Annotated in this window: 13 protein-coding genes; 8 read left to right on the top strand and 5 right to left on the bottom strand. The window is 42.8% G+C overall.

The window, feature by feature from the left end; translation table 11 throughout:
- Nucleotides 1–60 precede the first annotated feature (60 nt).
- Nucleotides 61–1,383 carry a Gfo/Idh/MocA family protein gene (locus ACUNWA_RS11440; RefSeq protein WP_445592049.1) on the bottom strand — a complete coding sequence of 441 codons (1,323 nt, stop codon included), beginning with the start codon at nucleotides 1,381–1,383 and terminating at the stop codon, nucleotides 61–63.
- A gap of 500 nt (nucleotides 1,384–1,883) precedes the next feature.
- Here ACUNWA_RS11440 and ACUNWA_RS11435 point away from each other — a divergent pair, with 500 nt between their 5' ends.
- The 3 genes from ACUNWA_RS11435 to ACUNWA_RS11425 all read left to right on the top strand — a co-directional run bounded on the left by ACUNWA_RS11435 (nucleotide 1,884) and on the right by ACUNWA_RS11425 (nucleotide 5,340).
- The gene (locus tag ACUNWA_RS11435) at nucleotides 1,884–2,144 is read left to right on the top strand and encodes an OadG family protein (protein WP_445592048.1); all 261 of its coding nucleotides are present in this window, start codon (nucleotides 1,884–1,886) and stop codon (nucleotides 2,142–2,144) included.
- A gap of 61 nt (nucleotides 2,145–2,205) precedes the next feature.
- On the top strand, nucleotides 2,206–4,113 hold the full coding sequence (locus tag ACUNWA_RS11430; RefSeq protein WP_445592047.1) for a biotin/lipoyl-containing protein: 1,908 nt from the start codon (nucleotides 2,206–2,208) through the stop codon (nucleotides 4,111–4,113).
- Nucleotides 4,114–4,128: 15 nt separating this feature from the next.
- A complete protein-coding gene (locus ACUNWA_RS11425; RefSeq protein ID WP_445592046.1) occupies nucleotides 4,129–5,340 on the top strand; it encodes a sodium ion-translocating decarboxylase subunit beta in 1,212 nt (403 codons plus the stop codon).
- Between the two features lie 102 nt (nucleotides 5,341–5,442).
- Here ACUNWA_RS11425 and ACUNWA_RS11420 read toward each other — a convergent pair whose 3' ends face one another.
- Nucleotides 5,443–5,901 (bottom strand): zinc-binding dehydrogenase, encoded by a 459-nt coding sequence (locus ACUNWA_RS11420; protein WP_445592162.1) that lies wholly within the window; start codon nucleotides 5,899–5,901, stop codon nucleotides 5,443–5,445.
- Nucleotides 5,902–6,456: 555 nt separating this feature from the next.
- On the opposite strand from ACUNWA_RS11420, the gene ACUNWA_RS11415 reads away from it, so the two are divergent.
- Entirely contained in the window at nucleotides 6,457–7,023 is a 567-nt protein-coding gene (locus ACUNWA_RS11415; protein ID WP_445592045.1) for a helix-turn-helix domain-containing protein, read from the top strand.
- Nucleotides 7,020–8,675 carry an AMP-binding protein gene (locus tag ACUNWA_RS11410; protein WP_445592044.1) on the top strand — a complete coding sequence of 552 codons (1,656 nt, stop codon included), beginning with the start codon at nucleotides 7,020–7,022 and terminating at the stop codon, nucleotides 8,673–8,675. Before ACUNWA_RS11415 ends, ACUNWA_RS11410 begins: the two co-directional genes overlap by 4 nt.
- A gap of 60 nt (nucleotides 8,676–8,735) precedes the next feature.
- Here ACUNWA_RS11410 and ACUNWA_RS11405 read toward each other — a convergent pair whose 3' ends face one another.
- Entirely contained in the window at nucleotides 8,736–8,939 is a 204-nt protein-coding gene (locus tag ACUNWA_RS11405) for a hypothetical protein (protein ID WP_445592043.1), read from the bottom strand.
- Nucleotides 8,940–9,314: 375 nt separating this feature from the next.
- On the opposite strand from ACUNWA_RS11405, the gene ACUNWA_RS11400 reads away from it, so the two are divergent.
- The 3 genes from ACUNWA_RS11400 to ACUNWA_RS11390 are packed head-to-tail and all read left to right on the top strand — an operon-like array spanning nucleotide 9,315 to nucleotide 12,972.
- Nucleotides 9,315–10,193, top strand: coding sequence for an electron transfer flavoprotein subunit beta/FixA family protein (locus ACUNWA_RS11400; RefSeq protein WP_445592042.1), 879 nt, complete (start codon nucleotides 9,315–9,317; stop codon nucleotides 10,191–10,193).
- Between the two features lie 17 nt (nucleotides 10,194–10,210).
- Nucleotides 10,211–11,230, top strand: coding sequence for an electron transfer flavoprotein subunit alpha/FixB family protein (locus tag ACUNWA_RS11395; RefSeq protein ID WP_445592041.1), 1,020 nt, complete (start codon nucleotides 10,211–10,213; stop codon nucleotides 11,228–11,230).
- A gap of 29 nt (nucleotides 11,231–11,259) precedes the next feature.
- Nucleotides 11,260–12,972, top strand: coding sequence for an acyl-CoA dehydrogenase family protein (locus ACUNWA_RS11390; RefSeq protein WP_445592040.1), 1,713 nt, complete (start codon nucleotides 11,260–11,262; stop codon nucleotides 12,970–12,972).
- Nucleotides 12,973–13,050: 78 nt separating this feature from the next.
- Here the strand turns inward: ACUNWA_RS11390 and ACUNWA_RS11385 are convergent, their stop codons facing one another.
- Together ACUNWA_RS11385 and ACUNWA_RS11380 are read right to left on the bottom strand one after the other, a co-directional pair.
- Complete coding sequence (locus tag ACUNWA_RS11385; RefSeq protein WP_445592039.1) at nucleotides 13,051–13,659, bottom strand: hypothetical protein; 609 nt, start codon at nucleotides 13,657–13,659, stop codon at nucleotides 13,051–13,053.
- 626 nt (nucleotides 13,660–14,285) lie between these two features.
- Nucleotides 14,286–14,468, bottom strand: a 183-nt coding sequence (locus tag ACUNWA_RS11380) for a hypothetical protein (RefSeq protein ID WP_445592038.1), incomplete at its 5' end; no start/stop codon positions are given.

The raw sequence follows: 14,468 nt of genomic DNA, 5'->3' as shown, positions 1-14,468 counted from the left end.
GTAAAATGAAAAAGGCTGACTTTATAGAAGTCAGCCTTTTCAAGAAAAATGTATTATAGCTTAGAGTAAATTCCACCCTCCACGGTAGTGGTAATGAAGTTTAGCGGTTGCTGCTCCGTCTTCATCATTTTTAAAGGTCTCGGTCACAGGATCCCATTCGATAGTGCGCTGCAGGTCGCAAGCAATGTTGCCCAAGGTACAAATAGTACATGAACTATGCCCAACTTCAACCGGAACCACTGGATCAACCCGGTTTCGTACCGACTCGATAAAGTTAATCTGATGTGGGATTTTAGTTTCGTAAGGCGTGTTGTCATTGCTTTCGGCCGATGACGGAGGGAGTAAAGAGTCGTCGGAAGCTTTGAAATGTCCGCGTGAAACTTCAATCCAACCATCTGTCCCGGTGAATTTAACTCCTTTCGTCATTTGCTCGTTGAATGGCTCTGAGGACATAACGATACCGTTGGCGTATGTAAACTGCATGTATTCGGAACCATCTCCAATTGGGGAAATTTCAACAGGGCCATTGCGGTCCATTCCTAATCCCCATTGAACGATATCGAACATGTGAGCGCCCCAGTCGGTTGTGAAACCACCGCCTATTTCTTTATACCAGCGCCAGGCACCCCATATTTTCTCGTGTTCCACCGGGTCAAGAGAAATTGGAGGATTTAATTCATTGTTGAAATGAATATCTCCGGGTAGGGGCCCTAACCATAAATCCCAATTCAAATCGGCTGGAATTTCTTCTTCGGGTAGATTGTATGGAGTAGGAGGAGCACCAACGTATGCGTTGGCTTTTTCAATTGTTCCTAAGCGGCCGGTTTGTACCATATTAACAGCATGCTGGAAGTTGGGATCAGAGCGCTGCTGGCTGCCAATTCCCAAAATACGATTGGTTTCGCGAACAACCCGTTTTAGTTCTTGCCCTTCTTTAATGGTAAAGGTCATGGGTTTTTCCAGGTATACATCTTTCCCGGCTTTGCAGGCTGCAATAGCAATCATAGCATGGGCATGGTCAGGCACTGCGATTACTACAGCATCAATATCATCGCGTTGAAGTAATTCTTCATATTTTTCGTAAGTTGTTACTTCAACGGCTACGTTGTTCTTTGTGTAGAATTCATTTACCCGGTTTTCAAAACGTTGACGCTTACGTCCGTAAACATCACATCCGGCGACCACTCGCACTCCTGGAATTTGAATGAATCCGTTCAGTAAAAACATGGCTTGACGCCCCATGCCAATAAACCCAAGGCGGATAGGTTCTGTGGCAGAACTACATGAACTTAAAGAGGGGAGTAAGGAGATACCGGCTACACCAATGGCAGCAGTACCCAGGAATCGCCTTCTGGACAATTCCTTTTTTGTTTGTTTCTTCATTTTAGTTGATTTATTTATAGTTTGTATCGAGCAAATTGACACGCTCGAACACCTTTTTTCTAACGTTTAAAATTAACAATTAAGTTTTTAAGAATAAAACCTTTTGTAAGTATAAATAGCGATATCGGTAGCCTGTTTGAGTGGACTCCTGAATAGTATTTTAATTTCATATTTTCTGATTGACGATTAGAAATGATGATGAAAATAATGTAACTTGGGGAAATTGCTAAAATAATTAAGGACTTTTAAGTATTATTTTAGACTCCTTTCTGATGCTAGGGAATCCTCGACTTTTTTGGGTATCTATGGATTTTTGATGATTTTACTTTCAGAATGAAAGCGAGATTAAATTGATTGATTTCGATATGATGAAAATCAATGTTAATTAATTGATAATTGTTTTTCGGAAGTATTTTTTAACATTTTTGAACGGTTAAAATTTTGGTAGTATTGCTTTCGTTACATAACGTGGGAAAAAGTTTTTTTTAAATATTGAAACTATGAGTGATTTAGGATTTGCATTACAGTTGATGGGAATTGGTATGATAACCGTGTTTATTATACTTTCCCTAGTCGTTTTACTTGGTAATTTGATTATTCGTTTTGTCAATAAATACTTACCAGAAGAAATTAGTAAGAAAGTTCAACAAGTAGCAGAGCAGACGGGGACTTTTAATCGGAAGAAAGTAGCCGCCATCGTTTCTGCCGTCAAAACAGTGACTGAAGGGAAAGGACATGTAACCAAGATTGAAAAGATGTAGATTCCTTTTTTGCTCTTCGAACAGTTACGAAAAACCAATTTTAAAAAATTAATATAGCCTTATGGAAAAGAAAACGATCAAATTTTCATTGCTCTACCGCGACATGTGGCAATCGTCGGGAAAATATCTGCCACGTGTTGATCAATTAGTGAAAGTAGCACCACACATTGTGGAAATGGGATGTTTTGCACGTGTTGAAACTAATGGTGGTGGATTTGAGCAAATTAACTTGCTTTTTGGAGAAAACCCAAATAATGCCGTCCGCAAATGGACTCAGCCTTTTAACGATGCTGGAATCCAAACACACATGCTGGATCGATCGTTAAACGGATTGCGCATGAGCCCGGTACCAGCTGATGTGCGTAAAATGATGTACAAGGTTAAAAAATCCCAAGGAACTGATATTACTCGCCCATTTTGTGGATTGAATGATGCCCGCAATATTTTAGATTCAATCAAATATGCCAAGGAAGCGGGAATGATTGCCCAGGCGGCTTTGAGCTTAACGTATTCAGAAGTGCATACGGTTGACTACTATGTGAATTTGGCTGACAAGCTGATTAAAGGTGGTGCCGATGAAATCTGCCTGAAAGATATGGCGGGTATCGGACGTCCAGCCTGGTTGGGGAAAATTGTTTCCGGCATAAAGAAATTACATCCCGAAATACCTCTTCAATATCACTCACATTCAGGTCCTGGTTTTGCCATGGCTTCTATTCTGGAAGTGTGTCGTGCCGGGGTTGAGTATGTTGATGTGGCGATGGAACCTCTGTCATGGGGAACCGGACATGTCGATTTACTTGCTGTACAGTCTATGTTAAAGGATGCAGGCTTTGATGTGCCGGAAATTAATATGGATGCTTATATGAAAGTGCGTAGCCTGACACAAAGCTTTATCGATGATTTCCTGGGCTATTATATCAATCCAAAAAACCGTTTCATGAACTCCTTGCTCATTGGTCCTGGCTTGCCTGGAGGTATGATGGGCTCTTTGATGGCTGACCTTGAAAGTAACCTGGCCAGCATTAATAAGTGGAAAGCCAAGCATAACCAACCCGAATTGAGTCAGGATGATTTATTGGTGAAACTGTTTAATGAGGTGGAACATATTTGGCCCATGGTTGGCTATCCACCACTGGTAACGCCTTACAGTCAGTATGTGAAAAACCTGGCCTTGATGAATGTGATGCAGTTGGAAAAAGGGAAAGAGCGTTGGAGTATGATTGCCGACAATATTTGGGATATGTTGATGGGCAAAGGCGGAAAGCTGCCCGGAGAATTAGCTCCTGAATTGAAGAAACTGGCCAAAGAAAACGGCAAAGAAGAATTTACAGCCAATCCTCAAAGTTTGTTCCCCGACGCTTTGGATACCTTCCGCAAGGAAATGGATGAAAACGGTTGGGAATATGGACAGGACGACGAAGAGCTGTTCGAACTGGCTATGCACCCTGAGCAATATCGTGCTTATAAGTCGGGTGAGGCGAAGAAAGCCTTTGAAGCTGATTTGGCTAAAAAACGTAAAGATGGTGCCGGCTTGCTTGAAGGTACTAAGAAAGCAGAGGCTCCGGCAGCAGCAACTCCTGCCAACTTCAATCCATCAAGCATGATTATCAATGTTGATGGAGAGCAGTTTAAAGTGTCAGTAGCCTATGGTGATAGCCAGCCTGCAGAGGTTTCGGCGCCTGTTCAGGTAGCGCCAACACCTGTTGCTGTACCTGCCCCTGTTGCCGGTGGAGTTACCAAGGAAGTAATTGCGCCACTCGAAGGGAAATTCTACCTGACCAAAGAAAGTTCGGAAACGGCAGTTAAAGTGGGTGACACCATTAAGGAAGGAGACTTGATCGGTTATATTGAAGCGATGAAAACCTTCAATGCTATTCGGTCAGATATTGCTGGTACAGTTGTTGAAATCACAGGTACCAACGGTTCCGAAGTAGAAGAAGACGATATTTTAGTAAAAATTCAATAACAGAAAATCCTGCATATGTCTATTATAGAGAAACTCTATCACATGACTGCCATCCAGGAGATTGTTAATGGACCGGGAACATTGTTGATGTTAGCCATTGGAGCATTGCTTTTATACTTGGGAATCAAGAAAAAGTATGAGCCACTGCTGCTAATTCCAATTGCTTTCGGACTGATTCTGGCAAACCTTCCTGGCGGAGGTATGGCTGTAGTGCCTGCTGAGTATATTCAAATTGATGAGCATCATTATAAAAACCTGTTTGAAATCGCGCATGATCATGGAATTATGAACTTCCTTTATTATTCGCTGATCAAAACCGGCTTCTTACCTCCCATTATTTTTATGGGGGTTGGTGCGTTAACTGACTTTGGGCCCATGCTGCGTAACTTGCGGCTGGCCTTTTTTGGAGCTGCCGCTCAAATTGGAATTTTCTCCGTGCTGATTTCGGCAATTGCTTTGGGCTTTACACCTGCTGAAGCTGCTTCATTAGGTATTATTGGGGGAGCCGATGGGCCAACCGCCATTTATACAACCATTATGCTGGCTCCGCACTTGCTCGGCCCCATTGCTATTGCCGCTTACTCTTACATGGCGCTTGTTCCGGTTATCGTTCCTTTGGTTACCCGCTTGTTGTGTTCCGAAAAAGAACTGCGGATTAACATGAAGGAGATGGATAAGTTGTATCCTGCCAAGCAGAAAATTAAGAACCTGAAGGCTGTGAAAATTGCTTTTCCCATTGTGTTGGGTATTGTGATCTCTATTTTTGTGCCTTCCTCGGTACCACTTTTGGGCATGTTACTTTTTGGTAACCTCATTAAAGAAGTGGGAGTAACCGTGGCTCGCTTGTCGGATGCAGCCACTGGATCCATTATGAACACAGCTACCATCTTTTTGGGATTGACAGTTGGGGCTACTATGACTTCGGAAGTTTTTCTGAACTCACGGACCATCATGATTATTGTGGGTGGTTTTATCGCTTTTGCAATTTCTATTGCCGGCGGTATTTTAGCTGTCAAAGTGTATAATCTGGTTGCCAAAAAGAAAATCAACCCGCTGATTGGTGCTACCGGCTTAAGTGCTGTCCCTATGGCATCGCGCGTAGCCAATGAAATCGCCATTAAATATGATTCGAAGAATCACGTGCTACAATACTGCATGGCCAGTAATATTTCAGGAGTAATCGGTTCGGCCGTTGCTGCTGGCGTGCTCATCTCTTTTTTGGGATAAACAAAAATAAACTGGTTAATTAAAAGCCTCATCCTTTGCGGGTGGGGCTTTTTTGTTGCTCCAATCCGTACTCGTAGCATCAGCGTTTACTCTGTCATTCACTTAATCGACAAGGATAATGACATGCCCTTTTTTGTGCCCGGTGTCCACGTAAGTATGAGCTGCAACAATTTCTTCCAACGGATAACTTCGGTCGATGACTGTTTTCAATTGGCCGGCTTCAATAAGCCTCTTAAGATCATTCAGGTTTTCAGTAGTGTAGTTAGCAACACCTCCGATTACCTTTTTGCTGCTTTTTAGCGTGGCTCTAATTCCCTCCATAATTCGTGCTAACTCCAGATGCACAGCTGATAGGTACAAGCCTTTTTCATTCAGCGCTTGCACACACTCTTTAATGGGGGCTTTGCCAGCAGTGTCGAAAATAACATCGTAGGTTTCACCAGTCTGAGCCAGTTGCTCTTTCGTATAGTCAATCACCTGTTCGGCTCCAAGCGATTTGACCAGTGCGAGATTGGAGGTACTGCAAACATCGGTTACCTGGACTCCCATAATTTTGCCCAGCTGAACGGCAAATGGAGCAGAAATTCTGGAACAATCACCAACAGCTTAAGCGCTCGCTGGAAGAGAAAGATTTGCTGTGAAAAAGAAAGTGAGCTCTTGTGCATGTCTTTTTTGGAATGGATTTTTTTTACGCTTGAGGTTTCGTTCATGTCTAATTCAATTCAGTCTGATTTATGCTAGGAAGATTTTGAATGGACAGGGAGCTGAACCGGAATTTTGTGTTTTAAACCACGATTATTTTTTCTTGCCCACAAGGAATTAATGAAAATTTCATGCGCGGGGCGATCCAGTCAGTTTTTGTAGAATTGGTTCATTTTTGCCAAAAAGCAATCTGATTCAACCGTTTTGTTTAAAGCTTTTTCTTTCATGTGATGGTCAAAAAAAACGAGTTTGAAAGCTTAAATTCTTATTCGTAGTATCAGGATGTGAAATCCAAATTTTCACCATTTTACCATAGGAAATTCGATCAGACAGCCAATTGCTTGAAATAATTCTTATTTTTAAGCAACCTGAAAGTCGGCCTCTTGTGGCCGTTTTCCAAAATCTAAACTAAGTATGAACATCAAAATTCAACAAATTGCCGAGCGATTAAAAGGACTGCGTGATGCTTTAAATCTTTCGGAGTCGGATTGTGCTACGGCCTGTGGAATTTCTACTGAACAATACCTTGCGTATGAGAGTGGGCAGGAGGATATTCCAGTCAGTTTTTTATACCGGTTTTCATCGGTTTATAATATTGAGTTAACCACCTTGCTAACGGGTGATGTACCCAACATGCACCGCTATTCGATTACGCGAAAAGGTACCGGATCGGTGGTTGAGCGACGAAAAGAGTATCAGCATCAAGCCTTAAACGAAAGTTATATCCATAAGGCGGCCCAACCATTTGTGGTGACGGTTGAACCCAATTCGGAGCAGGTAGTTGGAGCCGGTTATCAACACGCCGGGCAGGAGTTTAACTTGGTTATAAGCGGTAAGCTTTCGCTTGTGCTTGGAGGGAAGGAGTTGATTTTGAACGAGGGGGATTCTATCTGGTTCGATTCATCCGTGCCGCATAGTATGAAGGCCTTGGAGGGAAAAAAGACGAAATTTTTAGCGATGATCTTTAAAACGGAACTATGATATTAAGTGAGAAATATTTGAAAAAAGCAGAGTTTGAAGGGCTGTCAGATTTCACCGGGAACCTGGAAATTGAGGTGCCTGACAATTTTAACTTTGGCTATGATGTGGTGGATGAGTATGCCCGGCTAGAACCCGAAAAGTTGGCTTTGGTGTGGACAAACGATCAAGGCGAACACCGGGATTTTAGCTTCGCCGACATGAAGAAGTACACGGATCAAACGGCTGCTTATTTTCAATCGATGGGAATTGGACGAGGAGACAAGGTCATGCTGATTTTGAAGCGGCGCTTTGAATTTTGGTTCTCGATTATTGCCTTGCACAAATTGGGGGCCGTTTGTATTCCGGCTACTCACCTGTTGAAGAAGAAAGACTTAGTTTATCGGAACAATGCGGCCGATATCAAAGCCATTATAGCGGTTGGTGAGTCGGATGTGCTTGAGCAGGTAGATTTAGCGATGGAGGAATCGCCAACGATTGAGCAACGGATTTCAGTAGGACCTGAAACTCCAGCAGGATGGGCTGATTTTTCAAGCGGAATAGCACAGGCGCCCGAATTTGTGCGGCCGGAAGCTGTGTCAACAAATTCTGCAATTTCACTTTTATATTTTACTTCGGGAACAACTGGAAACCCCAAAATGGTGGCCCATGACTTTACCTATCCGCTGGGGCATATCACGACGGCTTCGTATTGGCATAAGGTAGAAGAAAACGGACTACACCTTACGGTGGCCGACACGGGCTGGGGAAAAGCAGTATGGGGAAAACTTTACGGGCAGTGGCTGGCCGGTGCAGCTGTGTTTGTATACGATCATGAGAAGTTTAATCCTGCTGATATGCTTCAGGTGATTAGTCAATATAAAATTAATACCTTTTGTGCGCCACCAACGGTTTACCGGTTTATGATCCGGGAAGATTTCTCGAAGTATGATTTGTCTTCACTAAAATATTGTACCGTAGCTGGCGAACCGCTGAATGCTGAAGTCTATAATCGTTTCTTGAAATTGACCGGAATTCGTTTAATGGAAGGTTTTGGACAAACTGAAACGGTGCTGGCTATTGCTACCTTCCCGTGGATGGAGCCGAAGCCGGGGTCGATGGGAGTTCCAAATCCGATCTATGACGTACAATTGTTGCATCCCGAAGAACGCTTATGTGAGGATGGTGAGATTGGGGAAATTGTTATTCGAACTAACGATAGAATACCTGTTGGTCTGTTTAAAGAATATTATCGCGATCAAGAACGAACCAAAGCTGTATGGCACGATGGCTTGTATCATACCGGTGATTTGGCCTGGCGCGATGAAGATGGCTATTTTTGGTTTGTTGGCCGAACGGATGATGTCATTAAAAGTTCCGGTTATCGTATCGGCCCTTTTGAGGTAGAAAGTGCTTTGATGGAGCATGCGGCTGTGGTTGAATGTGCCGTTACGGCTGCTCCCGACGATGTGCGCGGACAGGTGGTGAAAGCGAGTATCGTGCTGGCTCCCGAGTTTCAGCCAGGATCAGAAGCTTTAATCAAAGAAATCCAGAACCATGTGAAACAGACAACCGCTCCTTACAAATATCCACGTATTGTGGAGTTTGTAACGGAATTGCCGAAAACCATTTCAGGAAAAATACGCCGGGTGGAAATTCGGGGTGAAGCGAAATGAAATAAGCACAAAAAAACGGGAGCCAGATACGGTTCCCGTTTTTTTGTGCTTTATCGATGCTTATTGAAGTTGAAGCAGTACAACTGATTTTGCCGGTAGTTCGATAGTTAATTTCCCATTCTTTGGATTCGTCACCTCAAACGACTTCAATGTTACTTTTTCTTCCTGATCGAAATCTTTGTAATCATTCATTGTTTTTGCCGTAATAATTTGTCCGCTGGAGCTTGAGAATTCCTGTCCGGTAGTGGCAAGCGATACATTCATTTAAAGGAGGTGAAGCCAGGACAATTCTTTGTTGAGGTGATTGGTTAACAACTTAATCTAGATTAAAATCATTATAAATAAGTTCGCTGAAGGGTGATAGGATGATTTTTTGAAAAAATAGGTTGATTGTTTTAAATGCTCGTAGATTAACATTTTTAGCAATGGTTTTTTTCTTATTTAAATCGATCTGTTAAAAAAAATGACTTTCCAGATGAGTTCGAAATCTCCGGGTGGGCTGTAAGCCTTGATAACTTTGGGTGGTTTGGCTATATTTGCTTCCCTTGCAGAGAAAAAATGGCAATAAATTGTCCTCTGTACACCAATCTAAAATGGTTGGTTTGAATCTAACACACAATAAAACTGACAAATTTAAATATGATGAGAGCTTATAAAATTATCGTTCTTGCCAAGCAGGTGCCTGATACCCGTAATGTTGGCAAAGACGCCATGAAAGCTGATGGTACGATTAATCGTGCTGCTTTACCGGCGATCTTTAATCCGGAAGACCTGAATGCGCTGGAACAAGCGCTTCGAATTAAGGACTCTTTTCCAGGGTCTACCGTTACAATTTTAACCATGGGACCTGGTCGTGCTGCTGAGATTATTCGCGAAGGCATGTTCCGGGGGGCTGATGGTGGCATTTTGCTGACTGACCGCGCTTTTGCCGGTTCGGACACGCTGGCTACTTCATATGCCATTTCACGGGCGTTGAAGAAAGTTGAAGGCGTTGATATTATCATTGCCGGCCGTCAGGCTATTGATGGTGATACTGCCCAGGTGGGACCACAGGTAGCTGAAAAACTGGGCTTGCCTCAGGTTACCTATGTGGAGGAAGTTCAGAAAATTGAAAAAGGGAAAGTTTTCATGAAGCGTCGATTGGAGCGGGGAGTAGAAACAGTTTCATGTCCTGTTCCGATGGTAATGACTGTCAATGGATCCGCACCCGACTGTCGTGCCCGTAATGCCAAGTTGCTGATGAAACACAAGCACGCCAAAACCGTGACTGAACTTCAGAATTCAAACGAAGATTACTTGCATCTATACAACGATCGTCCTTACCTGAACATCCCTGAATGGACGGTGAGTGACATTGAAGTAGATCATGCAGAGCTTGGTTTAAGTGGTTCTCCAACAAAGGTGAAAACAGTGGAGAATGTTGTTCTTCAGGCAAAAGAAGCAAAAGTAATTACTTCGGCTGACAACGACATCAATGAGTTGATGTGCGAGCTGATTGAAAGTCACACCATTGGTTAACCCCTAACAGAACGATTATGAATAGCGTATTTGTATATTGCGAGATAGAAGAAGGTCAGGTAGCTGAAGTAAGTCAGGAGCTGATGACCAAAGGCCGTTCGTTGGCGAATGAACTGAAATGTAATTTGGAAGTCATTGCCATCGGCCATAATATAGCAGGAATTGAAAAGGAGATCTTTCCTTACGGAGTGGATACCGTTTATATTGCTGATGACAAACGTTTGTATCCATTCAGCACGTTGCCACACACCTCTATTGTTGTCAAGCTTTTTGAGGAGCAAAAACCACAGATAGCCTTAATGGGAGCTTCTTCCATTGGCCGCGACCTGGGGCCTCGTGTTTCTTCGGCACTGCATAGCGGTTTGACGGCTGATTGCACGAGCCTGATAATTGGTGACCACTTCGATAAAAAACAAGATAAAAACTACGAGAACCTCTTGTACCAAATTCGTCCTGCTTTTGGTGGAAACATTATTGCCACCATCATCAATCCGGATTGTCGTCCACAGATGGCTACCGTCCGCGAAGGGGTGATGAAAAAAGAAGTACTCGATCCTAAATACAAAGGGAAAGTGGTTAATTTGGATGTTGCTAAATATGTTAGCGATTCCGATTTCGTTGTAGAGATCATTGAGCGCCACATGGAAAAAAGCAAGGTAAACATGAAAGCAGCACCGATTGTGGTGGCTGGTGGTTATGGTATGGGCTCGAAAGGCAACTTCCAATTGTTGTATGATTTAGCTGAAGTATTGGGCGGCGAGGTTGGTGCTTCGCGTGCTGCAGTTGATGCTGGCTATGCAGAGCACGAGCGTCAGATTGGGCAAACAGGAGTTACCGTTCGGCCTAAGTTGTATATTGCTTGCGGAATTTCGGGGCAAATTCAACACCGTGCCGGGATGGAAGAATCGGCACAGATTATTGCAATCAATACCGATCCTGAGGCGCCTATCAACGCAGTGGCCGATTATGTGATTAACGGTGACGTGGCTACCATCATTCCCAAAATGATCAAGTATTATAAACAAAACACCAAGTAGTGCTTTGTGAAACTTAAACTTTAAAAGAAATGGCTAATTATTATACCGATAATAAAGAATTGAGATTCCACCTGGGTCACCCTTTGATGGAAAAAATCGTCCGGTTGAAGGAACGGAATTTCTCGGAAAAAGAATCGTTTGATTTTGCTCCGATGGATCACGAAGACGCAATGGACAACTTTGACAAAGTGTTGGATGTTGTGGGTGAAGTTTGTGGCGATATTGTTGGACCGAATGCGGAGTCGATTGATGCCGAAGGGCCTCAGGTAGTTGATGGGCATGTGGTTTATGCTCGTGGAACGTCTGAGAATATCGAGGCTTTAAATAAAGCTGGCTTGATGGGCATGTCGCTTCCTCGGAAATATGGTGGTTTGAATTTTCCGATTGTTCCTTATATTATGGCAGCTGATATTGTTTCGCGCGCCGATGCTGGTTTTGTAAATATATGGGGTTTGCAGGATTGTGCTGAAACCATCAATGAGTTCGCTACCGAAGAACAAAAAGAGAAATACCTGACGCGGGTTTGCAACGGTGATACCATGGCGATGGATTTGACAGAGCCCGATGCCGGATCTGACTTGCAAGCTGTTCAGTTGAAGGCTGTTTACGATGAAAAATCAGGCAAATGGATTTTGAATGGCGTTAAGCGTTTTATCACGAATGGTGACGGGCATATCTCCTTGGTGCTTGCACGTTCGGAGCCAGGCACGAAAGATGGCCGGGGCTTGTCCATGTTTATTTACGATAAAAATGATGGTGGTGTAACCGTTCGTCGGATTGAGCACAAAATGGGAATCATTGGTTCGCCAACCTGTGAGCTGGTTTTCAAAGATGCTCCGGCTGAATTGGTTGGTTCACGTAAAATGGGCTTGATCAAGTATGTGATGGCCTTGATGAATGGTGCTCGTTTAGGGATTGCTGCACAGTCTGTTGGTGTTTCGGAAGCGGCTTATCGCGAAGCGTTGGTGTATGCCAAAGAGCGTGTTCAGTTTGGAAAAGCAATTATGCGTTTCCCTGCTGTTTACGAAATGTTGTCGAATATGAAGGCCAAGTTGGATGCATCGCGCACCTTGCTCTACGAAACAGCTCGTTTTGTCGATGTATATAAAACATACATGCATATTGCCGAAGAGCGTAAGCTGGAAAAAGAAGAACGTGATGAAATGAAAAAATACCAGCGCTTGGCTGATATTTTTACACCGCTGGTAAAAGGAATGGCTAGTGAATACAGCAACCAGTTGGCTTACGATGCTGTTCAGATTCACGGTGGATCAGGATTTATGAAAGACTATCCGGTAGAGCGGATTTATCGGGATGCGCGGATTACTTCTATTTACGAAGGAACAACGCAGTTGCAGGTGGTTGCCGCCATTCGTGGCGTAACAACTGGTGCTTACCTGAACCAAATTCGTGTTTACGAAGCTGAGAAAGTTTCTCCCGAGTTGGAGCACTTGCGTCGTACATTAATTATTTTGACTGATGAATACGAGCAGGCACTAAATAAGATTCTGGCTACAGATGACAATGAATTTATCGATTTCCATGCTCGTCGTTTAGTCGAAATGGCTGGAAATATCATCATGAGCTACTTGTTGGTGTTGGATTCTAACCGTGATGCGATGTTTGCTAAATCGGCTAAAAACTTTATCCGCATGGCCAAAGCGCAGGTTAAAGCGCATGGCGAATTTATCCGTACCTCAGATCTGAGCGATTTAGGCTCATATAAATATGAAATGCAATAGAAAATTTTGAATAAGACAAAACAGGGCCTCGCTGAAAAGTGAGGCCCTGTTTTGTTATCGATGTATGATTCGAATAGATTACCTGCTTGGTTTGTGCTTGAGTTTATAGTCCATCAGCTCGCGGGCGAGCTTTTGTTCGCGTACCAGAGCATTTTTTCTCAGGTTCTCCAAATCCTCCTGCACTTCTGTTAGTCGTGTTTTTGTCTCTTTAACAATTTGATGTCCCCGTTTGTATAGCGAAACAACAATGAGTAAAATCACTGCTAAACAAATAATTAATCCCCACATAATGGAGTTGTAACTGCCCTTGGATGTTGGGATGCCAATTAAGCTGATACTGTCTTTTGCTTTTTGGGTGCTTGCCAGCTCCTCTTTCAAATTTTCAATTTCAGAACTGGTGCTTCTCAGGTTGTTTTTTAGCGTGGTAATCTCTTGTTGGTGATCGCTGACCTCTTCGTGATATTGGCGGATGCTGTCAATCGAATTTTGTTTGAGTGAGTTGTATCCGCTTATGCTCATCACTTTATACACCTCAAAGGTGTTCGATCTTTTGTATAAATGCTCAAACTGATCTTTTATTGTAAGCGTGTCAAAGGCTGCTTCGAATGATGTGGTTTGAGCAAAAGTTGAGGCTGAGAAGATCACTAGAATGAAGACAACTAAGTATTTCGATAAAAGTTCTTTCATGTTTATCATTTGTTTCTTTGTTAATCTATGTAAATATAAGGAGGTGATTTGAATAGATCATGTTTAAGATACCTAAAAAATAAGCTAAAAGCAAAACGTTGCTTCGTGGCTTTTAGTATGAGGATGCCTATAATTTGACAGTCGATGAATAATGATGGTTCTGTTTTTTAGTGATGATCAGCCTGTTTGTTTGGTATTTTTGGTGTGAGAAATGGGTAAAGGAGTTCCCTTTTTTAATAAGAATGAATAGTCGCTAGTTTGTAATTGCCAGATTTTTGCGCTGCAGATGTCGTTTTTTTTAATAATAGCTGGTTGATTGGGGGCAAGTCAATTCCACGATCTTATTTCGCATGCCGGTTTGTTATGGGGAACGGTAATTCAGATATTACTGTACATTACTTATATATAGAGTAGGGCGAATCTATAGTCCACGCTGCTTCGAAGAGAGATTGCCTCCGTAATCTGATCGTGGTAGCCGTGGAGTACTATTATATGGGAGGAAAAGTAGTTATTGGAAAAGGGGGTATTTTGCTCTGGTGTGATAAGTCTCGCATATTCTCTGCGTTGCGTGTTATGGATTGAGGTTTGTCGATTGCGATAGATCTGGATAAATCGTATTGCTTAACCTATTTCGACCGGCTTTCCCTTTCTATTGTTGCTACTTTGATGTGTGGGATTGTGGCTCTCTCTTGAGCTTGGTCGACACGTTTTAGGGGGTATTTCATTCTCAAGTCAAGTTTGGTGTGAATTTTATTTGTTGTTAAGTGGTTGTTAATAAGGGGTTCTGTTTTGACTTGGTAGAAAAGGCC

Source organism: Sunxiuqinia sp. sy24, from assembly GCF_052677165.1.
Note: the sequence above shows the minus strand (reverse complement) of the source record. Positions and strands in the feature narration are given on the sequence as shown.